Source organism: Streptomyces sp. NPDC006925, assembly GCF_042869575.1.
Classification (GTDB): domain Bacteria; phylum Actinomycetota; class Actinomycetes; order Streptomycetales; family Streptomycetaceae; genus Streptomyces.
On record NZ_JBIAGB010000033.1, the window covers coordinates 37,532 to 61,598 of the forward strand.

The following is a 24,067-nucleotide window of genomic DNA, read 5'->3' on the forward strand; positions in this document are numbered from 1 at the left end:
GGTCCCGGCCGCAGTGCCCCGGGCACCCGTCTCCGGACGCGGTGCCCCCGGTGCTCGTCCCCGTGGACAGTGCCCCGGCGCTCGTCCCCGTAGGCAGTGCCCCCCGGCACTCGTCCCCGCATCATGAGCCGTCGTGCCCGCACGGCGGAACCATGCCGTCCGGCCCGGCGCGCGCCAGCGCCCCGGAGCCGGTGGCCGCCGGTCCGCGGATCGGCCGGCCCCAGCGCCAGCAAGGGAGCGCGTCAGTCAAGTGTCCAGCGAGTCCAGCGGCAGCAGCGGCGAGCCGTCCGAGGCGGGTCAGGAGCCCGCGGCGGCCGTCGAACTGCGCGGCATCACCAAGCGGTTCCCGGGAGTGGTCGCCAACCGCGACATCGACATCCGGGTCGACCGGGGCACCGTGCACGCCCTCGTGGGTGAGAACGGCGCCGGCAAGTCCACCCTGATGAAGATCCTCTACGGCATGCAGCGGCCGGACGAGGGCACCATCAGCATCGACGGCGACGAGGTCGCCCTGCACAGCCCGGCGGACGCCATCGCCCGCGGGATCGGGATGGTGCACCAGCACTTCATGCTGGCCGACAACCTCACGGTGCTGGAGAACACGGTGCTGGGCGCCGAGCGGCTGTACGGCATCGGCTCCCGCGCCCGCAAGAAGATCAAGGAGCTGTCGGACGCCTACCAGCTCGGCATCCGCCCCGACGTCCTCGTCGAGGACCTGGGCGTGGCCGACCGGCAGCGCGTGGAGATCCTCAAGGCCCTCTACCGCGGCGCCCGCATCCTCATCCTCGACGAGCCGACCGCGGTCCTGGTCCCGCAGGAGGTCGACGCGCTCTTCGCCAACCTGCGCGAGCTCAAGGCCGAGGGCCTGACCGTGCTGTTCATCTCGCACAAGCTGGGCGAGGTGCTGTCCGTGGCCGACGCGATCACGGTCATCCGGCGCGGGACGACGGTCGCGTCCGTGCGGCCGGAGGAGACGACGCCCAAGCAGCTCGCGGAGCTGATGGTGGGCAGCGAACTGCCGTCGGCCGAGACCCGCGAGTCGACCGTCACCGACACGCCGATGCTGCACGTGGACGGGCTCCACCTGTCGGCCGCCGACCCCGACGGTGGTCGCCGCACCGTGCTGGACGGCATCGGCTTCACCATCCACAAGGGCGAGGTGCTCGGCGTCGCCGGCGTGGAGGGCAACGGCCAGGCCGAACTGGTCGAGGCCATCATGGGCATGTGCGACCCGGACGACGGGCTGATCACCCTGGACGGCCAGGACATCTCGCACGCCCCCACCCGGCACCGCCGGGAGAGCGGGATCGGCTACATCCCCGAGGACCGGCACCGGCACGGGCTGCTGCTGGAAGCGCCGCTGTGGGAGAACCGCATCCTCGGGCACGTCACCGAGAAGCCCAACTCCAAGGGACCGGCGTTCGGCATCCCCGGCGCGCCCCAACTGCTGGCCCTGGGCCAGGCGCGGGCCGACGCCGAGCGGATCGTCGGCGAGTACGACGTGCGCACGCCCGGCATCGAGGTGACCGCCGCCAGCCTCTCGGGCGGCAACCAGCAGAAGTTCATCGTCGGCCGCGAGATGAGCCACGACCCCAAGCTGCTGATCGCCGCGCACCCCACCCGGGGCGTGGACGTCGGCGCCCAGGCGCAGATCTGGGACCAGATACGCACGGCCCGCCGCGAGGGCCTCGCCGTCCTGCTGATCTCCGCCGACCTGGACGAGCTGATCGGCCTCTCGGACTGCCTGCGGGTGATGTACCGGGGCCGCCTGGTGGCGGACGCCGATCCGGCGACCGTCACCCCGGAGGAGCTGGGCTCGGCGATGACCGGCGCGGCCACCGGCCACCTGGAACACCAGGAGGACACCGCGGGCGAGCCGGAGGACGGCCGTCCGCCGCGGGACACCGACGGCGCGGACTCCGCGGACGCGCCGGGGAGCGCCCCGGCGGACGCCCCGCGGAACGCCGCGGCCGACACGCCGCGGAACGCCGCGCAGACCGACTCGTCGACCGACCCGGAGAGGGGAGGCGACAAGTGAGCCGCCTCAAGGACAAATTCAGCGCCCAGGCCGTGCTGCAGGCGCTGGCCGCGCCCGCGCTCGCCCTGCTCGCGGCGTTCGCGCTCTCCTCCGCCGTCATCATGGCGACCGGCAAGGACCCCTTCCACGCCTTCTATGTGATGGTCGACTTCGGCTTCAAGAGCGACAGCCAGGTCTGGATCATCAACAAGGCGATCCCGTACTACCTGTCGGCGGCCGCCGTGGCCATCGGCTTCCGGATGAACCTGTTCAACATCGGCGTGGACGGGCAGTACCGCGTGGCGGCGTTCTTCGCCGCGGTCGTCGGCGGGGCGCTGGCGCTGCCCGGTGTGCTGCAGATCCCGGTGATCATCATCACCGCGATGGCGGTCGGCGCGCTGTGGGCGGGCATCGCGGGCGTGCTCAAGACCACCCGCGGGGTCAGCGAGGTCATCACCACGATCATGCTGAACTCCATCGCGGGTTCGCTGATCGGCTACTTCCTCTCCGAGAACAAGCTGGGTGTGAAGGACGGCAACCTCTTCCACACCCCGACCATCCCCGAATCGGGTCGGTTCTTCCTCCTTCCGACCTCGCCCGACCCGATCTACGGCACGGTGATCATCGCCGCCGTCATCGGACTGGCGTACTGGTTCGTGCTCGGCCGCACCCGCTTCGGCTTCGACCTGCGCGCCGTGGGCCGCAGCGAGTCGGCGGCCTCCGCCAGCGGGGTCAGCGTCCGCCGGATGGTCGTCACCAGCATGCTGCTCTCCGGCGCGGTCGCGGGCCTGGTCGGTATGCCGACGCTGCTGAACAAGTCCTTCAGCTACGGCACCGACTTCCCCACCGGCGTCGGCTTCACCGGCATCGCCATCGCCCTGCTGGGCCGCAACCACCCCATCGGCATGGCGCTGGCCGCACTGCTGTGGGGCTTCCTCGAACGCACCGGCATCCAACTGGAGTTCGAGGGCTATGAGCAGGAGATCGTCGGCGTCATGCAGGGCGTCATCGTGCTGTGCGTCGTGATCGCCTACGAGATCGTCCGGCGCGTGGTGCTGCGCAGGCAGCAGAGCGCGGTCGGCGCCGAGGTGAGCGCCCAGAACGCCCCGAGTACGGAGAGCACCCAGGCAGAGAAGGCGGGGACCACCGCATGAGCACCACCACGTCCGCGCCGAAGAAGACCCCGGCGTCCGCACCCCCGCGCGGCAAGCGCAAGCTCTCCTACCCGGTCGTCCTGCTGCTCGTCGCCGGCGGGCTGCTGCTGCTCTCGCTCGTCCGCGTGATCACCGGCGACGTGCAGCTCAGCAACAGCCAGCAGTTCTCCTCCGCGCTCGGCGCCGCCGTCCCCATCGGACTGGCCGGTCTCGGCGGGCTGTGGGCCGAACGCGCCGGCGTCATCAACATCGGCCTCGAGGGCATGATGATGCTCGGCACCTTCGCGGCCGGGTGGATGGGCTGGCAGTACGGCCCGTGGGCCGCCGTCCTCGCCGGGATCGTCGGCGGCGCGCTGGGCGGACTGCTGCACGCACTGGCCACCGTCACCTTCGGCGTCGACCACATCGTCTCCGGTGTCGCCCTCAACATCCTCGCGCTGGGCCTGGTGCGCTACCTGGCCAAGCTGTGGTTCGGCGCCACCGGCAGCGCCGCGGCCCAGGCCGGGGGCAACGACAAGCAGTCGCCGCCCATGGACAGCATGTCCACCTTCTCCGTACCCGGTCTCGCCGACGGACTGGGCAGCATCGAGAAGCACCACTGGTTCCTCGTCTCCGACCTGGCGGGCATCCTGCGCGCCCTGGTCGACGACGTCTCCTGGCTCACGGTGCTCACCGCGCTGCTGTTCGTCGGCAGCTTCTTCGTCCTGTGGCGCTCCTCCTTCGGCCTGCGGCTGCGCTCCTGCGGCGAGAACCCGGTGGCGGCCGAGTCGCTGGGCGTGAACGTCTACTTCTACAAGTACGCGGCGCTCACCATCTCCGGCGCGCTGGCCGGGCTCGGCGGCGCCTTCCTCGCCGTCGGCGTGCACATCTACCAGGAGAACCAGACCGGCGGCCGCGGCTACATCGGCCTCGCCACCATGATCTTCGGCAACTGGCGGCCCGGCGGCGTCGCCATGGGCGCCGGACTGTTCGGCTTCATGGACGCGCTGCGCGTCGTCGGCGGCGGCACCACCGTGCACGCCATGCTGCTCCTGATGGCCGTGCTGCTGGTGGGACTCGCCGTCTGGAAGCTGCGCACCGGCCTGCGGGGCGCCCGTATCCAGGCCGCCGTCAGCCTCGTTATCGCCGTGCTGCTCGTGCTGTGGTACGCGCTGACCGACACCGTGGCACTGGAGTTCGTCGAGATGACGCCGTACGTCACGACGCTGCTGGTGCTCTCCCTCGCGGCCCAACGCCTCCGTGCGCCACGCGCGATCGGCAAGTCGTACCGACGAGGCGAGGGAACATAGCCGTGCACGAGGCCGCCGCGACCGCACCCGGCACCGACATCGACTGGCAGGAACTGCGCGCCCGCGCCCGGGCCGCCAAGGCCCGGGCCTACGCGCCCTACTCCGGCTTCCCCGTCGGCGCCGCGGCGCTGGTGGACGACGGCCGCACCGTGACCGGCTGCAACGTGGAGAACGCCTCCTACGGGATCGGACTGTGCGCCGAATGCGGACTGGTCTCCGACCTCTGCGCCACCGGCGGCGGCCGACTCCTCGCCTTCACCTGCGTGGGCGGCGACGACGGGAACGTCATCGCCCCCTGCGGCCGCTGCCGCCAACTGCTGTGGGAACACGGCGGCGGCACCCTCCTGGTGGAGGCACCCTCGGGGGTCCGCCCCCTCTCGGAACTGCTCGCCGACGCATTCGGCCCCGAACAACTGGCCCGCTGAGCCGGTCCCGTGCGCGGGCCGCCGGAACGGCCGTCGGAACGAAACCGCCGGAACGAGGCCGTCGGAGCGAGACCGTCGGAACGAAAGAGGAACCACAGCATGGACGCCATCTCCGTCATCCGCGCCAAGCGCGACCGCCAGGAGCTGACCGGCGAGCAGATCGACTGGGTCATCGACGCCTACACGCGCGGAGCGGTGGCCGACGAACAGATGTCGGCGCTGGCGATGGCCGTGTATCTGAACGGCATGACCCGCACCGAGATCTCCCGGTGGACCGCCGCGATGATCGCCTCCGGCGAGCGGATGGACTTCGCCGCGCTGACCCGCCCCACCGCCGACAAGCACTCCACCGGCGGCGTGGGCGACAAGATCACCCTGCCGCTCGCGCCCCTGGTGGCGGCCTGCGGCGCGGCCGTCCCGCAGCTCTCGGGCCGCGGCCTCGGCCACACCGGCGGCACCCTGGACAAGCTGGAGTCCATCCCCGGCTGGCGTGCGTCGCTGACCAACCCCGAGATGATGCGGGTACTGGACGAGGTCGGCTCCGTCATCTGCGCCGCGGGCGACGGACTCGCGCCCGCGGACAAGCGCCTCTACGCCCTGCGCGACGTGACGGCGACCGTCGAGTCCCTCCCGCTGATCGCGTCGTCCATCATGTCCAAGAAGATCGCCGAGGGCACCGGCGCGCTGGTGCTGGACGTCAAGGCCGGTTCCGGTGCCTTCATGAAGAACGTCGAGGACGCCCGCGAGTTGGCCACCGCCATGGTGGAACTGGGCACCGACCACGGCGTGCGGACCGTCGCACTGCTCACCGACATGAACACCCCGCTCGGCCTGACCGCGGGGAACGCGCTGGAGGTCCGCGAGTCCGTCGAGGTCCTGGCCGGCGGCGGCCCGGCCGACGTCGTCGAACTCACCGTCGCGCTGGCCCGCGAGATGCTCGACGCGGCGGGACTGCCCGACGCTGACCCGGCCACCGCACTCGCCGACGGCTCCGCGATGGACGTCTGGCGCCGCATGATCGCCGCCCAGGGCGGTGACCCCGACGCGGAACTCCCGCGCGCGCGGGAGCAGCACGTCGTCACCGCCCCCGCCTCCGGAGTGCTGACCCGGCTGGACGCCTACGCCGTCGGCCTCTCCGCCTGGCGCCTGGGCGCGGGCCGCGCCCGCAAGGAGGACCCCGTCCAGGCCGGGGCCGGCATCGAACTCCACGCCCGACCCGGTGACACCGTCACCGCCGGAGCGCCGCTGCTGACCCTGCACACCGACACCCCGGACGCCTTCGGCTACGCGGAGGCCGCCCTCGAAGGCGCCTGGGACATCGCGGCGCCCGGCACCTCCCACGAGCCGACGCCGCTGATCCTGGGCCGCGTCGGCTAGATTCGCCAGCACCGAGTCGATCAGTCGGGGAACCGGTTCCCGAGCCCGCCGCCCGGGTCCGATTCCCCGCTGTGCCGCGCAGCGGCAGCAGAAGGGCGGCCCCATGCTCACGTCCATACCGGTCGAATGGCTCTGGCTGCTGGCCGCGGCATCCCTCGCCCTGTCGAGTTACCTGCTGGGAAGCTGGATCCCGCTGCGGAAGTTCCGCATCGCCTATCCGGTGGTCATGACCGTGGGCGGCGCGCTCCTGGTCGCGGTCTGCCGTTGGAACGACATCGGCCTGAGCGGGGCCCTCGTCATGTACGCCTGCGCCCACATCGGCCTGACCGTCGGCCTGCTGCCGCAGCGCACACTGTTCCGGGAGATCCTCGACCGCTGGCGCCGAGGCGAACCCACCCACCACCTCAAGGCCCCACCCCGCCACCAGCTCTTCCTCGCCGCCTCGGTCGTCACCGTCCTCTTGGCCGGCTTCGCCCTGACCCGTTGACCCCGTGTATCGGGCGATGCTGACCCGCCGTCTGGGAGAGGCAGCGTCGTGCGGCGATGCTGACCTGCAATCAGGTGCTGCTCGGAGCCTCGGATTCTCGGTCTCCGCAATCCCGGCCTCCATACTCAGGGGCTGCACAGACGATGACCGTCAACTCTTGCGGCCTCACGAGTTCAGTCTCGGTGGGATGACGCAAGGATCTTCCGCTTCTCGGCTTCATACACCTCGACAGCCCAGGGGGATCGGTCATAATACGCCTCCCAGAACCCTGGAATACTCCACGGCTCCGGACGCAAGGCGAACGATCCGGTGTCGAAATGAAAATAGCGCCATGTTGTCGGAAGATGGGAAGATGTCACTTTGAAGGCCCTGCTGTCGAAGAGTGCTGGATCCTCACTTTCGGAGAATTCAACTCGAAATAGCGGATCCTTGCCGTGAGGGACGAACACTTCCAGAACTGTGTATTCCCTACCTTCTTTGAGGGTGTCGGTTCCTTGTGTGATCTTGGGGTTTTTTGTCTGTGGGTTCGAGAAGCGGGCGAGCATCTTGTTTTACTGCCTCCTATTCATGACGACTTTGTAGTCATGATTCAGCAATCTCCCTGTCTCCGGATTATAATAATAGTGGACTTGGAAATCCCCGTAGGGTGACTGGTGCACTCTTGTCGCATACTTTCCCCAGTCGCTGAGATTGCTTCCGTCTGAAGTCAAGAGCTTGCGAAGGTGCTTGTTCTCGATATCGTCACCCGGGATGATTCGGCGGGATTCTGCAATGGCCTTAGGGGTAAGCCATCCGCTCTCGTTGAAGATGGAATCCGCAGACTCTCTCCGTAGGCGCTCTGCGAGCCGTTTACCGTCGCCTGAACCGGATACGAAATTCTCGTTCGCATCCTTGCCCTTCTTGCCCGTCTGATTCAAGCATTTGGGTGCCAGTCCGAGCGGATCCGTCCAGGTGCAAGGATTGTGGACGTATGCCGCTGGATTGGGGCCCGGTGCAAGCTGCAGTGGGTCGGGTGTGAGGTACCGTGCCGTTTCGGGGTCGTAGTAGCGGAAGTAGTTGTAGTTGAGGCCGGTTTCGGGGTCGGCGTATTGGCCGGGGAAGCGTAGGGGGCAGTTCGCGGCTCCCGATGGGGTGGGCAGAGCGGTGCCCCAGAGGGTGGTGCGGGACTGCCATGCCAGGCTGCCCTCGGGGGTGAGGAGTTCGGTCGGCGTGCCCACCACGTCCGTGACGATCGCATGGAATGTGGGGTCCTGCACGAGGGGGTCGCGGGTGGTCTGGGCCAGGGGGCGGTGGGTGCCCGGTTCGTAGTCCCAGGTCGTGGTCGCGCCGTCCTCGGTTGTCTGCTCCGCCACCCGGGTGCCGTCCCAGGTGAAGGTGGTGGAGCGTTCTTCGGGTCCGGTTTTGGTGAGGCGGCGGCCCAGCGGGTCGTAGGAGTAGTGCCACTCCTCCCCGCTGGGATTGGTCGCCGATATGAGGTGCTTCTCGGCGTTCCAGGTGTAGGTCCAGGTGCGGGTCTGGCCGTTGAGGAGCTTGCGGGTCTTGCGGATGAGACGGCCCACGGCGTCGTGGTCGTAGGTGGTGCGGCCGGCTCGGCGGATGAGCGTGCCGTCGTGGCTGCGTTCGCCTGAGGAGGGGTGGGCGGGGGCCTCCGCGTGGGACTGGTTGCCTGCCGTGTCGTAGGCGTACTTCTCTGTCCAGCCGTGGGCTTGGACACCCGTTACGCGGCCCATCTTGTCGAGGTCGAAGCGACGGGTGCCGGACGTCAGTTCGCGGATCTCGGTGACGTAGCCGTCGGGGCGGTAGGCGTAGGCGCGGTGCTGGAGGAGTTCTCCGTGTGCCGCCTCCACCGTTTGGCGAGTGAGGGCGCCGGTCGCGTCCCAGCACTGGGACAGTGCCACGGTGTCCGTCAATTGGCGGTGTGTTTCGCGGCCGGCCGCGTCGTGGGTGAAGGACAGTGAGCCACCATCGGTCGTGAGGCACAGCGGTCGGTCCGCCGCGTCGTACGTCCAGGTGGAAGTGTGCCCGGCCGGCGTCGTGCGACGGGTGCGGCGGCCTGCCGCGTCGTACGCGTACGAGACCGTGCGGCCGTTGACGGTCTCCGACAGGACGCGGCCGAGTGCGTCCCGCTCCAGCGTCACCTCCGCTGCCGCGTTCGCCGTACGAACGAGGGCACCTGCCGTGTCGTACGCGTACGCCGTCACCTCGCCGGTCGTCTCGTCGGCCTGTTCGACGGGGCGTCCGAGCTGGTCCCGAACATAGGCCAGCCGCTCGCCCATCGCGTTCGTCTGCGCGACGAGGTCGCCTGCCGCGTCCAGTTCGTACGTCTGTGTCGCCCCGTTGAAGTCGGTCTCCGCGACGAGGCGGCCCACTGGGTCGTACTCGTAGCGCCACGTCCTGCCCTGCGGGTTGGTGACCTGCACCAGGCGCAGTTCGGTGTCGTAGGCGAAGGCGTACTTCGCGCCGTCCGGGTCGGTGCGGGTGGCGGGGAGGTCGAAGTGGGTGTGGGTGTACTCCGTGGTGTGGCCTGCGGCGTCGGTGTGGGAGACGAGATTCCCTTCCCCGTCCCAGTCCCACTTCTCGATATTGCCGTCCGGGTCCTGCCGCCAGGCGGGTTTGCCTTCGATGGTCCAGCCGTGTCGGGTGGTGTGGCCCAGTGGGTCGGTGAGGGCGGTGATGCGGCCGTGGGGGCCGCGGCGGATGTGGGTGGTGTTGCCGAGGGGGTCGGTCAGGGCGGTGGGGAGGCCGGCCGGGTTGGGGGTGACGGTGGTGGTGTGGCCGAGGGGGTCGGTGACGGAGGTGAGGTGTCCGGTCTGGTTGTAGGTGTAGCGGGTGGTGGTGCCGGCCGGGTCGGTGGTGGAGGTGCGGTTGCCCTGGTCGTCGTAGGCGTGCCGCCACAGGCCGCCGTTGGGGTCGCGGATCTCCAGCGGGAGGCAGTCGTCGTCGTAGAGGGCGGTGGTGGTGCTGCCGTCGGGGCGCTGGATGCGGGTGAGGTTGCCCGCCTCGTCGTAGGTGTAGCGGGTGGTGCGGCCCAGTGGGTCGGTGACGGCCACCGGGTGGCGGTTGGCCGCGTCCCATTCGGTGCGGGTGGTGTGGCCGAGAGTGTCGGTCTCGGCGACGATGCGGTGGGCCTCGTTGTGGACGTAGAGGGACTGGTGGCCCTGGGAGTCGGTGTAGCGGGTGGTGCGGGCCGCCTGGTCGTAGTGGAAGCGGCCCGAGAAGGTGCCGTCGGGTCCGATGGTGCGCAGGACGCGGCCGCGGTGGTCGTAGACGTAGCCGAAGGCGGTGCCGTTGCGGTCCGTCCACGAGGTGATGCGGTGGGCCTCGTCGTAGCGGTAGCGCAGCGGTTGGCCGGTGGAGTTGAGGATCTCGGCGAGGTTCCCGGCCGGGTCGTAGCGGTAGGAGACCAGGAGGGTGCTGCGCTCCTGGTCCGGGCCGTGCAGCATGCGCAGCGCGGTGATCCGCATCAGGTCCGCATCGGTGTCCACCGCGATCCGGTAGCCGCCCGAGTGGGTCACCCGCTGCGGTGCGCCGGTCTGGTCGTAGGTGATGTCGATGCGGTTGCCGGCCCGGTCGCTGATCGTCCGCAGTGCCAGTTCGCGTCCTCCGGCCGGCAGCGGGGCGAAGTGCAGGGTGCGGTTGCGCTCCGGTGCGGTGATCGTCATCGTGCCGTCCGGTTTGCCGTCCCAGCACAGCGGCCACCGGGGCCCGCTGACCGGCAGCGCCGGCACGTCCGCCTCGGGCACCGGATAACTCAGCACCATTCCGTCGTCCGCGACGAAGACGATCCCCCGCTCATCCAGCTCCACCCGCTGATCCAGCCTCCCCGCCCACGTCGGCCCGAACCAGCCCCCGCACGGATGCCCCGACACATAATGCCGCTCCAACAACACCGGCAGATCCCCGGGCAGAGCAACATCCGTCGTGGAGGTGAACATCTCACCGCTCACCACATCGACCGGATCGCTCTCGCCGGTCCGCTCGCCGTTGCCCACGTCGCTCTGGTCCGGCCCGTCCGCCCGGTCCCGCGCACTGCCGTCCCGCCGCAGCGCCCGCTCCCGGCTGGCCAGCCGTTTCGCGGCATCTTTGGCTGCGGAACCTCCCTTGCGCAGGGCACTGCCGACCCCACCCGTCGCCAGTGCCATCAGCAGGTCCGGGGTGAGCTGTCCCGCCGCGCGGGAGGGGTTGCGCTGCCACTCCTCCCAGTTGACGACCGCCTTGGCGAACTCCTTGGGATGCTGCGCCGCATAGACCGTGCCGTCCGCCATGCCGGCGAGCTGCATGGACGCGCCGCCGTAGCCGTCCTCGATGAGGTACTCGCCCTGCTTGTACATGCCGCGGATGCTCTCGGCCGCACCGCTGAGGAAGTCCTGGCCCCGTTCGTGGACGCCTGCCATCCCCTTGGGCGGGTCAGGGGCCTTCTCCGCTGCCTGCTCCAGCTTTCGCTTCGAGACGTCGACGACGCCCTGAAGCTCCTTCTCCAGGATGTCCAGACGGCGGTAGCAGTCACTGAGCGCGGAGACGCCGGGGTCTTCGTCCGGTGGCTTGTCCGGCAGGTCCTCATCCTCATCCTTGCGGGCCACGGCTGCGTCGTACTCGTGGGACTGCGTGACGTACTTCTTCGAGGCCGCCCGAGCAGCGTCCGCGTCCGTGATGATCGGCTTGACCCGCTTATGGACGGAGCGGAGTTTGTCCGCGTAGGCATCGAGGGCGTGAGCAGCCGAGAGGAAGTGCTTGCGCGCCCTTTTCAGTTCCTTCGGCAGGACCTCGATGGCGTCGGTGAAACTCTCGGAGGCCGCGCCGGTCCATGCCATCCGGGAGAGGACTGCCAGTTTGTCGTTGCCGTCCTTGAACGCACCCGCGTAGGCACGCAGCTTGACGACCAGATCATCGACCTTGTCCGGATCGCCGGGTATGACGTCGTCGGGCTTGGCGTGCGGCGGTATGCGCTCGGTGGGGCTGCCCGGTGAACTGCCCTCTGTCGCGTCCTTCGAGGTCATGCGATCTTGGGTTTCCCCTCCTCCTTGGGGCCCCCGCCGTCGACGAGCCACCCCTTCCCGGTACCTTCGCCGTCCTTGACCCGGGGCTTCGAGGGCATCTGCGGCTCGTCCTCCCACTGCTCCTGGAGGCTCTTCGGTGCCGGGTCGAAATCACCCCGGTCCTTGTTATTCCACGCCCGCAGTCCGTGGTCGCCCGTCGGAAGTTTCGCCATGTTGTCTTCCGTCGGGGAGAAGTCCTTCACTCGCAGCAGGTCGGCCATGATGTAGGCGGAGATGACCTGTTGCAGCGTCTTGAGGATGTCTTCCGTGTGCTCGGCGAGACGGCCCATGCCGAAGCCCCACTCGGAGAGCACTTCCTTGGCGGGCTTCTCGATCTCGATGGTGGCCGCGAGGTGGATGTCGGCAGCCATCGGCTTCCAGTCGTCCTTGATCCGGTGGGCGGCGAGGACGGACTCCTGCAGCGGCTCCATGACCTTGCGGACCGAGGAGATCTCCAGTGCGTAGCCGTCACCCGGTTTCGGGCCGCCCGGCCCGTGTTGCGGCTTGCCGTCCCCCGACATACCCGTTTCCTTCCCCCGCCGCCCGCGAGTTCGGCCGTCTCCGAGACGCTGCTCCCCCGCTCGGCCGTCTCCGGCACGAGGAGCCGGGCGGAGACAAGAGGGCGAGGGACCCTGACCGCCCTCGCCGCGCTGCTGCGGATTCTCCCCCTCCGCAGCGTCACCGTACGGACACCGGGAGATATGTTCGCACATCCGTGCTGCAGGCGGGGTGGCGATTCACCGCGGGCGCGGGGGCCGCTACTCCGGCGGGGTCAGCAGCTTGCCTGCTTGGGCTGGCTTCCGGTTGGCCCATGGTGCCGTGGATGCAGGGGAGGTCGTGGACGGTGAGGGTGCCGGTCAGATGGGGGGCCAGGCGTCGGGGGCGGGTGCCAGTTCCCGGGCGGTGCCGGCGGTGCGGAGGCAGGATGAACTGTCCGGCAGTGAGCTGTCCTCAAGCGTTGCTGCGTCAGCACGGGTGCGCAGAAGTCCAGTTGATGGCGTTGCGGCCGGTCCAAGAAAGGGCGCGGGCGGCGGGCCGCTCAGCCGAGCATGAAGACCCCGGCGAGCAGGGCGAACTGGTACCGGCTGCGAGTGGCCGCTCGGTGGCGGGGCGGACGGGTGGTGCTCCGCCCCGCCGGTGGCTGAGTGGTCAGCTCACAGGGCGGTGGTTGCCGTCTGTGCGGTGAAGGCTGCCCATGCGGTGGGCGAGACGGCGAGGGGGCGGATCCCGGTGTCCTTCGAGTCGCGGACGTGGACCGTCTCCGACTCGACAGCGACCTCGACGCAGTTGCCGCCGCTGTCGTCGCTGTAGCTGCTCTTGAACCAGGACAGGTCATCGGCCGTGCTCATAGCGCTCCTCATCTCCGCGTTCGTCCGGCTTCCCATCTCCAGGATGCGATCGAGGGGCTGCGGGTGGCATCCGTGCCGCCCAAGCATTGGTCCAGAAGGCATTGGTCGACAACGAAGCCGAAGGCGCTGTTCGGCCGCTCAACCGGGCAAGAAGGCCGTCGCCGAGCAGGACGAACTGGTACCGGGCGACGAGTAACCGCTGGGTGGCGGGGCGGACGGGTGGTGCTCCGCCCCGCCGACGGCTGAGTGGTCAGCTCACAGGGTGGTGGTCGCCGTCTGCGCGGTGAAGGCTGCCCATGCGCTGGGCGAGACGGCGAGGGGGCGGATCCCGGTGTCCTTCGAGTCGCGGACGTGGACCGTCTCCGACCCGACAGCGACCTCGACGCAGTTGCCGCCGCTGTCGTCGCTGTAGCTGCTCTTGTGCCAGTCCAGTTCGGTGCTCATAGCGCTCCTCGCATCTGCTTCAGCAGGCTCACCGAGGCTTCGTGGCTGAGAGCCTGTGAACGCATCTTGCCATAGCGCTGGAGCATGGTACTGACTGCTTTCGGGTCAGTGATAAGGGTGCTGGTGCCGTGGCCTTCGATGTATCCGATCCACTCGTTGGCCTGCGTTTCTGCCAGGTACATCTGACCACCTGCCCCCGCGTGCTCCGGCTGGTGAACCGGCATGAGCTGGATCTCTACATTGATCCGGCGTCCCATCTCCAGCAGGTGGTCGATCACCGCGCGGGTCACCTCGGGGCCGCCCAGATCGCGTTCGAGAAGGTACTGCTCGATGATGAAGCTGAAGGCGGTGTTGGGGCGCTCGACCAGAAGGTTCTGGCGTTCCAGCCGGGCAGCCACCTGCCAGTCGATCTGCTCCGGGGTGAGGGGCGGCAGCCTGCGTTCGGACAGGCCCCTGATGTACGCCTCCGGCTGCAACAGCCCCGGGATCGCCCGGCACTCGTAGGCGTACAGGGTGATCGCTTCCTCTTCGATGCCCGCCCACTGCTGGAACCAGGAGGCCAGTCCGGCCTTGCGCCGCAGGCTCTTGGCGGCGGCTTTGAGGACCTTGGCCGCGAGGGCGCCCAGTACCGGTTCGGACCGCTGGGGCAGGTCTCCCGGAGGGAACCGCTTGCCCTGTTCGATCTTGGCGACGTAGTGGGTCGAGTAGCGGATGCGTGGGGCGAACTCCTCCTGGGTGAGGCCCGCCTCGTCGCGCAGGGCCTTCAGTACCGAGCCGAAGGTCTTGAGTCCGTCCGAGACTTCGGGTTCGCTGGGTGCGGTCGCGTCCTGGTCCGACGTCATCGTCGCGTGCCTTCCGTGCCGTGTGCCTTCCCCGCTCAACCTGTTCAGGGTCACGGACGGTGGCGGGCCCAGTCCAGTGTGTGAACCAGTACAGCGGGATCTGTACCGGTGCCGTATCTGTCAGTGACCAGGGCGTCCCGGAACGCTGGGGATCATGCACGCTCCCCGGGCCGAAGTGCCCCTCACCACGGATGTGTTCGTACAGCGGTTCTCCGCGACCCGACGCGGCGCGCGGCTCGCCCGCCGACTGGCCGCGTACCAGCTGGATGTGTGGGGTGTGCCGTACGGCGCCTCGCTATCCGAGGCGGTGACGCTGATCGTCGCGGAGCTCAGCTCCAATGCGGTGCTGCACGGCCGCGTTCCGGGCCGTGACTTCGAACTGCGGCTCCTCCGCGACCGGGAGAGCGGGCGGGTGCGGGCCGAGGTCTCCGACACCTACCCCGGGCTTCCCGTACGGCTGGCCCCCTCCACGCACCAGGACTGGGGGCGCGGCCTGCTGCTCGTCGACTCGCTGGCCTCCCGGTGGGACGTGAGCGCGCGGCTGGGTCCGGGCAAGACCGTCTGGGCCGAGGTGGACGCCCCCGGGTTCGCCTGACCGGCGCGCCCGGTTGCAGGCGGTGCGGGGATTCTCCGCGTGCCCGGGGGCTGTTATTCCGCCGGGGCCAGCAGGGGGCTCAGCAGGCGGCCCACCTCGGCCATGGCTTCCGGTTGGCCCATGGCGCTGTGGGTGCAGGGGAGGTCGTGGACGGTGAGGGTGCCGGTCAGGTGGGGGTGCCAGGCATCGGGTGCGGGTGCCAGGTCCGGGGCGGTGCCGGTGGCGCGGAAGTAGTGGGCGTCGCCCCGGTGGACGGCCGGGGTCCAGGTCGGGCGGAGCGAGGCGTAGTGCGCCAGCATGCGGGTGACGGCCGTCAGCCGGGTGTCGTCGGGCAGGTCGTGGCCCATGGCCTCGGTGATCAGGCGCCGCACCACGGCTGGTCCGGCGTCCGGGTCCAGGCGCGGGGTGCGGTCGAGCGGTGCCGCGTCCAGCAGGGCGAGGACGTCGACGTGTTCGCCCTCGTCCTGGAGTCGGGCGGCGACGGCGTGTGCCAGTGCGCCGCCCAGTGACCAGCCCAGCAGCCGGTAGGGGCCGTTGGCTTGGACGGAGCGGACGCGGGCGGTGTAGGCGGAGATCAGGTCGGGGAAGGTGGCGGCGGACGCGTCCCCGGCGCGCAGGCCCTGCGCCTGCAACGCGTAGACGGGGACGGACGGCGGCAGGTGCGGGGGCAGTGTGGCGTAGCACCAGCCCAGTCCGCCCGCCGGGTGGACGCAGAACAGCGGCGCCTCCGTGCCGTGGGTGCGCAGCGGCAGCAGCATCTCGTAGGCGTCCGGGGCGCTGTCGGCGCTGTCGGCCCCCTCCCCGGACGGGTGCGGGTGGGCGGAGGCGTCCAGGCGTTTGGCCAGTTGGGCCGGGGTGGGCGACTCGTAGAGGGTGCCGAGGGAGAGTTCCGCGCCCAGTTCGGCCTGGACGCGGCCCAGCAGCCGGGTGCCGGAGAGGGAGTGGCCGCCCAGGGCGAAGAAGTCGTCGTCGGGGCCGACTCGGGGCAGGTCCGCGGGGCTCCGCGGGGGCAGTTCGAGGACCTCGGCGAACAGGGCGCACAGGGCTCGCTCCCGGTCGGTGGCCTGCCGCTCGCGGGGTGCGCGGGTGGCGGGGAGGAGCGGGGCCGCGGCGGTGTGCAGTGCGGCGCGGTCCAGCTTGCCCTGCGGGGTCATGGGCAGCGCCTCATGGGTGTAGAAAGTGGCGGGCACCATGGCGGACGGCAGCCGGGCGGCGGCCCAGGCGCGCAACTCGACCGGATCGAGGGCCGGGGCCCGGTCCGGGGCCGAGCCGCATGCCGGGTCCGAGTCCGAGACCGGGGCCTGATCCGGGTGCTGCTGACCCGTCCGTGGTGCGGGCACCACATGTGCGGCCAGCCGCACGGTGCCGGTCGCCGTGCCCTCGGCGGCCGGCTGTGCGGCGACGGCGACGTGGGCGATGTGCGGGTGCCGGGCCAGTACCGTCTCGACCTCCTGGGGTTCGATGCGTACGCCGTGCACCTTCAGTTGGGTGTCGGAGCGGCCGAGGTACTCCAGTACGCCGTCCTCCGTCCAGCGCGCGAGGTCTCCGGTGCGGTACCGGCGGGCGCCCGCCGGGCCGTGTGGGTCCGGACCGAACCGCTCCGCCGTCGGCCCGGACGCGTCCAGGTAGCCGCGGGAGACCTGGGCGCCGCCGAGGTGGAGTTCGCCGACGACGCCGGGTGGGGCGAGGTGTCCGTGCCGGTCGAGGACGTAGGCGCGGACGTTGTGGCCTGGGCGCCCGATGACCGGGTGCGGGCCCTGCTCGTCCAGGCGGCACCAGACGGCGTCGACCGTGCACTCGGCCGGGCCGTAGCAGTTGTACACGGACGTGTCCGGGAGCGTGCGCAGCCGCTGCCACAGCGTGGGGTCCAGCGCCTCACCGCCGACGATCAGCGCCGTCGGCCGGTGCCCGGCGGAGTCCAGGAGCCCGGCGGCGAGCAGCGCGCGCACATGGGTGGGGGTGAGGGCGAGCAGGTCGATGCGCTCTTCCCGGATCTGCTCGGCGAGCGCGGCCGGGTCGTGGCGTACGGCGTCCTCGATCAGGTGGAGCCGGTATCCGGCGGCCAGGCACAGCCACCCCTCCCAGGAGGCGTCGAAGCAGAACGAGGCGGTCTGCGCGGCCCGCAGCCGGCGCCCGGGTCCGGGCGCGGACGAGGGCGGGGACGAGGGCGCGAGTGAGGATGCGGATGCGGACGAGGAAGCGGGCGTGGGCGCCGCGGGGGGCAGGAGCGCGGTGCGGTGGTCGTGGTACAGGTTGGCCAGTTGCCGGTGTTCGACCTGGACGCCCTTGGGGCGGCCCGTCGTGCCGGAGGTGAAGGCGAGGTAGGCCACGTCGTCCGGCCGCAGCGCGCGGGGCCGGTCGCGGTCGCCGGGGTCGGTGGCCGGCTGCTGCTCCAGCGCTTGTGCGGTCGCCGCCGCGCCGAGGTCGAGGAGCGTGTGCGGCGGACGGGAGTCGGCGCAGGGTGGTTCCCCGGCCGTCAGCACGCACACGGGTGCGGTGTCGGCGAGCATCTGCCGGGCGCGGGCCACCGGGTGGTCGGCGTCCAGCGTCAGGCAGGCGGAACCGGACTTGAGGACGGCCAGCAGCGCGACGGCGTAGTCGGCGGTGCGGGGCAGTACGAGCGCGACGGTGCTGCCGGGGCCCGCGCCGCGGGCGAGCAGCAGGTGGGCGAGCCGGTTGGCGCGCGCGTTGAGTTCGGCGCGGGAGAGGGCGACGGCGCCGCTGCCCGTGCCGCACACCAGCGCGGTCGCCGCGGGTTCCTCGCGCACCCGCTCCTCGAAAGCGGTGTGCAGCAGCTCTTGGCCGAAATCGGCCTCGGGCCCGCGGCCCCACTCCAGGACGCGCGTCCGCTCCTGCGGCGTCAGCAGTTCGATGTCGGCCAGCGGTGTCGCCTCGGTGGCGTCGGTGAGGGTGTGCAGCAGCGCGAGGAAGCGGCGGTGGTGTGCGGCGATCCGCTCGGCCGGGTAGATCTCCGGATCGGACTGGAAGTCGATGCGCAGGGAGCCGTCCGAGGGGCGGTCGTAGACGTTGACGGCCATGCCGGTGACCGGGCCGTTGGAGAGGTTGTGCAGCGTGGCGGGGTGGCGGCCGAAGCTGATCTGCGGGTCGTGCAGCATGACGTTGATGCCCCAGTCCTCCATCCTTCCGGCCGTCGGCCGCCGCGCGTGCGGGCCGCGTACCAGGTGGACGTACGAGTAGCGCTGGTGCCGCAGCAGCGTCTTGGCCTGTGCGGCGGTCTTGCGCAGCAGTTCGCCGACGGTTCCGCTGGACGGCTGCGGGACGCGCAGCGGCAGCACGTTGGCGACCATGCAGGGGACGTCGCGGCTGGCCGGGCCGCGCGCCGCGACGGTCACGTCCACGACCGCGTCCTCCCGCTGGTCGTCAGCGAGCCGCTGGACGTAGAGGGCCAGCGCCGCCATGGCCACGGTCGCGAGCCCGGTGCGGGCGCTGCGGGCCAGCGTGCGCAGCTTTCCGGCCGTCTCCGGGTCCAGATGGCCGGTCTCCCGTACGAAGGAGGGCGCCGGCCTGGGCAGCCGGCCCGGCGCCTGGTGGGTGACCGCGGCGCACCGCTCCAGTTCGCCGGACCAGTAGTCGCGGTCCCGCCGCATCCGCTCGGAGCCCGTGTAGGCGGCTTCTTCCTCCAGCGCCTGCCGCAGCGGCGCCAGCCGGGTGGGCGGTACGGGGGCACCGGCCTCCAGCGCGGTGTAGACCTCGGCGACGCGCGGCAGGAACAGGCTGGTGGCGTAGCCGTCCATCAGGATGTGGTGGCTGCTGATGTAGAGGAGGTAGCGGGCGTCGCCGGTGCGCAGCAGTCCGAACGAGAACAGTCCGGCGCCGCGCATGTCCAGCGGCGACTCCAGGTCCGCCCGCATCCAGGAGTGTGCCGTGGCCCAGGGGTCGGCCTCGTGCCGCAGATCGAGGCGGTGCAGCGGCCAGTCCGCGCAGGGCTCGACGAGCTGCCGGACACCGCCGTCCCCTTCGGGGCCCTCGGGGACGAACCGGACGCGCAGCGCCTCCGTCTCCGCGACGGTGCGGCGCAGGGCACGCTCCAGCAGTTCCTCGTCGACGGCGCCCCGGATCTCGATCACCTCGGCGGGCCGGAGGCAGGGGCTGTCCGGCGCGAGCTGCTGGGTGAACCACATCCCCGACTGCGCCGCCGTCAACGGCAGACCCTCACCGATGTCGAACCTGGCCATCCGTACCAACTCCCGATCGCAGCCTCACGTCTGGGAGCACAACGAGACGGACGGGGGAGAGGGCACCTTTCGGAGACAGGTGTTTCGAACATGGTGCGGCGGTCGCCGGGCAGGGCCGTTCGGGTGACGTTCCTCCGGCGCACTTCGGCGACTCGCGGAGCCCTCCGGCGCGCACAGCGCCCGTGCTCCGCTGTGCGCCGGGCTGTTCCCCGCCGCGCGCCGTACCCGTTCTCCGCCGTGCGCCGCCCGGAACCGGTACGGCGCGCGGCGGAATGGGATCAGGCGCGGGCCGGAACCGCCGCGCGGCGGCTCGCGTACAGGGTGATGCCGGCCGCGAGCACCATGGCGCCCAGCGCCAGCGCGACCGTGGCGGCCCAGCCGGCCGCGGCGAACGCGACAGCGCCCAGCACGCCGCCCAGGGAACTGCCCACGTAGTAGCTCATCTGGTACAGCGCGGACGCCTGGGCGGCTCCGTGTGCCGCGGTGCGGCTGACCGAGCCGGAGGCCACCGCGTGCCCGGCGAAGAACCCGGCGGTGATCAGCACGAGCCCTGCCACGACGGCCGCGACGCTGTCCGCGAGGCTGATCAGCAGCCCCGCGGACGCGGTGCCGATGCCCAGGTAGAGGGTGCCGCGCCGGCCCAGCCGCGCGTTGAGCCGCCCGGCGGTGGCGGAGGCGGCCGTGCCCACCAGGTAGATGGCGAAGACGGAGCCGACCAGGCCCTGCGAGAGCCCGAACGGTTCGGCCACCAGCCGGTAGCCGATGACGGTGTAGACCGCGCCGAAGACCACCATGAACAGCAGTCCGATCGCGTACAGCCGCAGCAGCAGCGGGTTGCCCAGGTGCGTGCGCACGGTCGCGGCGATCCGGCGCGGGTGCAGCGGAGCGGGGGTGAAGTGCCGGGCGGGCGGGACGAGGAGCCGGAAGGCGACCGCGCACAGCAGCGAGGTGACGGCGACGGCGCCCAGCCCGGCGCGCCAGCCCCACGCCTCGGTGACCCATCCGGTGAGGATCCGCCCGCTCATCCCCCCGACGCTGTTGCCCGCGACGAACAGCCCGACGGCGCCCACCAGGTGCCGCGCCCGCACCTCGTCGGACAGGAACGCCATGGCCGAGGCGGGCACCCCGGCGACGGCTGCGCCCTGGAGCGTCCGCAGCGCGATCAGCACCGGCAGGCTGGGCGCGAAGGGGATGACCAGGGCGAGGGCGACCGCCACCGCCAGGGAGACGGTCAGCATCCGGCGGCGTCCGAACCGCTCGGAGAGCGCCGCCAGCGGCAGCACCGCGACGGCGAGCCCGACGGTCGCCCCGGAGACGGTCCAGCTCGCCTGCTCGGGGGCGGCGTGCAGCGCCTGCGAGATCTCGGGGAGGAGCGCCTGGGTGGAGTAGAGCAGCGCGAAGGTGGACAGTCCGGCGGCGAAGAGCGCCAGCCGCATCCGCCCGTGCCCGGGGTCGCCGGGGCTCAGCTTGGACGCGTCGGAGTGCTCGGGGGGAGCGGCATCGGGAGCGGCTGAAGCATCGGGAGCAGCTGGAGCGGCGACGGCAATGGCGGGGGAGGCGTCCGTGACAGATGAGGCGGGGCCGACGGAGGAGGCGTCCACCGGGCCGGAGGACGCCTCGGTATCGAGAGCAGGCATGCCCCGAACGTACGACCCGGCCTTTCATCCGTCCAATGCATGAAAGTGCGACAATCAATCCCCACACGCATCATCGCAGCTAGCTGCCAGCGGGAGCGTCCTGTGTCACTGTCGCGCAACAAGAAAGACCCCTCGGCCACGGCGCCGCGCCAGGCCGCCCCGCCCTCGGCGCTCTCCCTCACCCCGCGGTTGGCGCAGTTCGCCGCCGTAGCCCGACATGAACACGTCACCCGGGCCGCGCAGGAGCTGGGCATCCCGCAGTCCTCCCTCAGCCGCGCCCTGGCCCGGCTGGAGGAGGACCTGGGCGTCGCCCTGTTCGCCCGGCACGGCCGCGCACTCTCCCTCACCCCGGCCGGCCGCACCTTCTGGGCCTCCGCGGAACGCGCCCTGGCCGCCGTCGAACAGGCGGCCGAGGACGTGCGGTCCGACGCCGATCCCGCCACCGGCAAGGTCGCCTTCGGCTTCCTGCACACCCTCGGCTGGGAGACGGTCCCCGAACTGCTGCGCGCCTTCCGCGCCGACCATCCGCGGGTCCGCTTCGCGCTGGTGCAGAACTACGGTGAGGCCATGCTCGAGCGGCTCCGCGCCGGAGAACTCGACCTGTGCCTCACCTCGCCCATGCCGGAAGCGCCGGACCTGGTGGCCCGGCGGCTGGACGAGCAGCGGCTGCGGCTGGTCGTACCGGACGACCACCGGCTCGCCGCGCGCAGGAGGGTGCGGCTCGCCGAGGCGGCCGAGGAGTCCTTCGTCACCCTGGAGCCCGGCTACGGGATGCGGCGCATTCTCGACACGCTGTGCGCCGAGGCCGGGTTCACACCGCGGATCGCCTTCGAGGGCGAGGAGGCCGAGACGATCCGCGGGCTGGTGGCCGCCGGACTCGGCGTCGCGCTGCTGCCGCCGCCGGTCTTCCCGCGGCCCGGCGTGCGCGAGCTGACGGTGACCGCGCCGCGCGCCGTCCGCGAGATCGGGCTCGCCTGGCTCGCGGGGCGCCCCGACCCGCCGCCGGTCGCGGCCTTCAAGAAGTTCCTGCTCGGCCGCAGGGGACAGCTCCTGCGTGCCCCGTCGCCCCACCCCGTCCCCGACCGGTCCGCACACCCCGCCCCCGAGGAGCGCCCATGACCCCGCATCCGCACGGCCCTCAGCACACCGGCCCGCGCACCGGACACGCCGGGCACGCCGGCCATTCCGCGACCGGCGGACACACCGGGAGCGGGACCGAGCCCGACTGGGACGCGCTGGCCGTGCACCTCGAACGGGAGGCCGAACTGAAGGTGCCGTTCCTGGAGGAGGCCGCCGCCTGGCTGCACGACCTGCTCGGCCCGCTCGACGTCACCCGCGTCCTCGACCTGGGCAGCGGCCCCGGGGTCACCACCGTCGCACTCGCGCACGCCTTCCCCGGTGCCGAGACCGTGGCGGTCGACGGCTCGCCCGCGCTGCTGGAGCGGGCCCGCGCCCGCTCCGAACGGGAGGGCCTCGCCGCGCGCATCACCACCCGCGCCGCCGAACTCCCCGCCGGACTTCCGGACCTGGGAACCGCCGAACTCATCTGGACCAGCAACGTCGTCCACCACTTGGGGGACCAGCGCGCCGCGCTGGAGACCTTCGCCGCGGCGCTGCGCCCCGGCGGCGTGCTGGCGGTGCGCGAGGGCGGCCTGCCCACCCGGTTCCTGCCCCGCGACATCGGTATCGGGCGCCCCGGCCTGCAGGCGCGCCTGGACGCCGCCGAGGAGGACCGGTTCAGCGCGATGCGTGCCGAACTGCCCGACCACACCACTACCGTGGAGGACTGGCCCGCACTGCTGGTCGCCGCCGGACTCGCCCCCACCGGCAGCCGCACCTTCCTCACCGATCTCTCGGCTCCGCTGGACCCCGTCGCCCGCGCCCATGTGCGCGCCCGCGTCGAACGCCTCCGCGAGAGCCTGGCGGACGACCTCTCCGCCGAGGACCTGGCCACCCTCGACGCCCTGCTCGACGACGCCTCCGGGGAGGGCCTCCTGCGCCGCCCCGACGTCTTCTTCCTGACGGCGACCACCGTGCACACGGCGGTACGCGCCTGAGCAGCCTGGCTTCCCGCCCGCCCGCACCCGTCGGCGAGCGGGCGGGCGCCCGGATTCGGGCGTGCGCTTCCGGACATCCGCTTCCGGCCGCCGCTCGTGCCCGGGCTGTCGCCCGGCGGACCGCCGTCCCCGCGGAGCCGCGCCGGAGCGGGCCCCCGTGTCCCGGGCCTTGGGCCCTGGCCCGGGACACGGGCCCGGTGCCGCCGCGACCGGCGCGGTGGCAGGTCCAGCGGCGCTGCGGCTAGCGCAGATTCTTGCCGAAACCGCTCGCCAGGGGCATCCGCAGTCCCAGTGGCGGCGGCGCGGCCAGGGCGTCGGTCAACGGGCGGCACAGGTCGCGGCCGCAGAGCGTGCCGAGCGCGAAGTCCTCGGTCAGCGCGGCGACCTCGGCGGCGTATCCGCGCAGGCCGTGCCCGTCGGTGTGCACCTCGAAGCGGCACACGCGGGCGTTGACCTTCTTCGCGCGCTCCGCGAGGCGGAAGGACAGCTCGGGGTCGCACCGCGTGTCGTTCGTCCCGTGCACGATCAGCACGTCCCGCCCGCGCAACTGCTGCACGGGCTCCTCGCCGCCGGCCCCGCTCCGGTCCGCGGATCCGCTCCCGTTCCCTTCGGCGGGCCCGTCCCCTTCCGCGGGCACGCTGCCGCGCCGGTGCCCGTCCGGGGACGTCCGCAGCAGCGGTCCCAGGGCGACTGCGGAGGCGACCGCCTCGTGCCCCGCGGCGCGCAGTGCGGCCAGGGCGCCGACATCGGTGCCCACGAGGCACACCGGGATGTCGCCGTACCGCCGCACCACCTCCGCGACCGCCTCCTCCGCGTCGGCCGCGCAGTCCGCCGTGCGGCGTGCGGCGTCCGCTCCGGGGTGGTGCCGCCGTCCGTTGCGGTAGTGCACCAGGTGGGTGACCACGGGGTCGTCGTCCGAGGTCGCGCGCCCCAGCCGACGCGCCAGCGGCAGCGCGGAGGCCGCCGCCAGCACGCTTCCGCCGCGGGCGCCCCCGGACGAGCCGCCGCCCGGCAGGACGAGGACGGCGGCGTGCGGGGCCCTTCCCACGGCCCCGCGGGGCCTTCCCAGTCGTGAGTCCCTCTCGGGCGAAGCTCGCTGAGCCATGCCGCAACAATGGCACGGCCGCACTCGTACGTAAGGCAGTTGGGAAAGCACATGCGA

General features: G+C 71.6%; 18 protein-coding genes. 9 read left to right on the top strand and 9 right to left on the bottom strand.

Annotated features, from left to right (window positions below; all coding sequences use genetic code 11):
• Positions 1 to 250: 250 nt before the first annotated feature.
• The 6 genes from ACFYNS_RS29335 (at position 251) to ACFYNS_RS29360 (ending at position 6,749) form a co-directional block, all read left to right on the top strand.
• Entirely contained in the window at positions 251 to 2,038 is a 1,788-nt protein-coding gene (locus ACFYNS_RS29335; RefSeq protein ID WP_388550916.1) for an ABC transporter ATP-binding protein, read from the top strand.
• A complete protein-coding gene (locus ACFYNS_RS29340) occupies positions 2,035 to 3,171 on the top strand; it encodes an ABC transporter permease (protein WP_366774607.1) in 1,137 nt (378 codons plus the stop codon). The genes ACFYNS_RS29335 and ACFYNS_RS29340 overlap by 4 nt, the downstream gene beginning before the upstream one ends.
• The gene (locus ACFYNS_RS29345) at positions 3,168 to 4,460 is read left to right on the top strand and encodes an ABC transporter permease (RefSeq protein WP_366774606.1); all 1,293 of its coding nucleotides are present in this window, start codon (positions 3,168 to 3,170) and stop codon (positions 4,458 to 4,460) included. The genes ACFYNS_RS29340 and ACFYNS_RS29345 overlap by 4 nt, the downstream gene beginning before the upstream one ends.
• A gap of 2 nt (positions 4,461 to 4,462) precedes the next feature.
• Positions 4,463 to 4,885: a cytidine deaminase gene (locus tag ACFYNS_RS29350; RefSeq protein ID WP_366774605.1), complete on the top strand. Its 423-nt coding sequence runs from the start codon at positions 4,463 to 4,465 to the stop codon at positions 4,883 to 4,885.
• A 99-nt stretch (positions 4,886 to 4,984) separates the two neighbouring features.
• Positions 4,985 to 6,262, top strand: a complete 1,278-nt coding sequence (locus ACFYNS_RS29355; protein WP_366774604.1) for a thymidine phosphorylase — start codon at positions 4,985 to 4,987, stop codon at positions 6,260 to 6,262.
• Positions 6,263 to 6,365: 103 nt separating this feature from the next.
• Positions 6,366 to 6,749, top strand: coding sequence for a hypothetical protein (locus ACFYNS_RS29360; protein WP_276478164.1), 384 nt, complete (start codon positions 6,366 to 6,368; stop codon positions 6,747 to 6,749).
• Between the two features lie 173 nt (positions 6,750 to 6,922).
• Here ACFYNS_RS29360 and ACFYNS_RS29365 read toward each other — a convergent pair whose 3' ends face one another.
• The 6 genes from ACFYNS_RS29365 to ACFYNS_RS29390 form a co-directional block, all read right to left on the bottom strand.
• On the bottom strand, positions 6,923 to 7,294 hold the full coding sequence (locus ACFYNS_RS29365) for a hypothetical protein (protein WP_366774603.1): 372 nt from the start codon (positions 7,292 to 7,294) through the stop codon (positions 6,923 to 6,925).
• Between the two features lie 6 nt (positions 7,295 to 7,300).
• Positions 7,301 to 11,746 (bottom strand): RHS repeat-associated core domain-containing protein, encoded by a 4,446-nt coding sequence (locus ACFYNS_RS29370; protein ID WP_388605813.1) that lies wholly within the window; start codon positions 11,744 to 11,746, stop codon positions 7,301 to 7,303.
• Positions 11,743 to 12,306 carry a hypothetical protein gene (locus tag ACFYNS_RS29375; protein ID WP_388605814.1) on the bottom strand — a complete coding sequence of 188 codons (564 nt, stop codon included), beginning with the start codon at positions 12,304 to 12,306 and terminating at the stop codon, positions 11,743 to 11,745. Before ACFYNS_RS29375 ends, ACFYNS_RS29370 begins: the two co-directional genes overlap by 4 nt.
• Before the next feature lie 633 nt (positions 12,307 to 12,939).
• A complete protein-coding gene (locus ACFYNS_RS29380; protein WP_388546622.1) occupies positions 12,940 to 13,134 on the bottom strand; it encodes a DUF397 domain-containing protein in 195 nt (64 codons plus the stop codon).
• A gap of 255 nt (positions 13,135 to 13,389) precedes the next feature.
• A complete protein-coding gene (locus tag ACFYNS_RS29385; protein ID WP_360695483.1) occupies positions 13,390 to 13,578 on the bottom strand; it encodes a DUF397 domain-containing protein in 189 nt (62 codons plus the stop codon).
• The gene (locus ACFYNS_RS29390) at positions 13,575 to 14,420 is read right to left on the bottom strand and encodes a helix-turn-helix transcriptional regulator (RefSeq protein WP_360695486.1); all 846 of its coding nucleotides are present in this window, start codon (positions 14,418 to 14,420) and stop codon (positions 13,575 to 13,577) included. Before ACFYNS_RS29390 ends, ACFYNS_RS29385 begins: the two co-directional genes overlap by 4 nt.
• Before the next feature lie 154 nt (positions 14,421 to 14,574).
• Here ACFYNS_RS29390 and ACFYNS_RS29395 point away from each other — a divergent pair, with 154 nt between their 5' ends.
• Entirely contained in the window at positions 14,575 to 15,015 is a 441-nt protein-coding gene (locus ACFYNS_RS29395) for an ATP-binding protein (RefSeq protein WP_360695488.1), read from the top strand.
• A 53-nt stretch (positions 15,016 to 15,068) separates the two neighbouring features.
• On the opposite strand, the gene ACFYNS_RS29400 is transcribed toward ACFYNS_RS29395, so the two are convergent.
• Together ACFYNS_RS29400 and ACFYNS_RS29405 are read right to left on the bottom strand one after the other, a co-directional pair.
• A complete protein-coding gene (locus ACFYNS_RS29400; protein WP_388605817.1) occupies positions 15,069 to 19,211 on the bottom strand; it encodes an amino acid adenylation domain-containing protein in 4,143 nt (1,380 codons plus the stop codon).
• 278 nt (positions 19,212 to 19,489) lie between these two features.
• Positions 19,490 to 20,848 (bottom strand): MFS transporter, encoded by a 1,359-nt coding sequence (locus ACFYNS_RS29405; RefSeq protein ID WP_360293402.1) that lies wholly within the window; start codon positions 20,846 to 20,848, stop codon positions 19,490 to 19,492.
• 102 nt (positions 20,849 to 20,950) lie between these two features.
• On the opposite strand from ACFYNS_RS29405, the gene ACFYNS_RS29410 reads away from it, so the two are divergent.
• Positions 20,951 to 21,967, top strand: a complete 1,017-nt coding sequence (locus ACFYNS_RS29410) for a LysR family transcriptional regulator (protein WP_388605819.1) — start codon at positions 20,951 to 20,953, stop codon at positions 21,965 to 21,967.
• Positions 21,964 to 22,905, top strand: coding sequence for a class I SAM-dependent methyltransferase (locus ACFYNS_RS29415; protein WP_388605821.1), 942 nt, complete (start codon positions 21,964 to 21,966; stop codon positions 22,903 to 22,905). The genes ACFYNS_RS29410 and ACFYNS_RS29415 overlap by 4 nt, the downstream gene beginning before the upstream one ends.
• Positions 22,906 to 23,146: 241 nt before the next feature.
• On the opposite strand, the gene ACFYNS_RS29420 is transcribed toward ACFYNS_RS29415, so the two are convergent.
• Positions 23,147 to 23,953, bottom strand: a complete 807-nt coding sequence (locus ACFYNS_RS29420) for an alpha/beta hydrolase family protein (RefSeq protein WP_388605822.1) — start codon at positions 23,951 to 23,953, stop codon at positions 23,147 to 23,149.
• Positions 23,954 to 24,067: the final 114 nt, after the last annotated feature.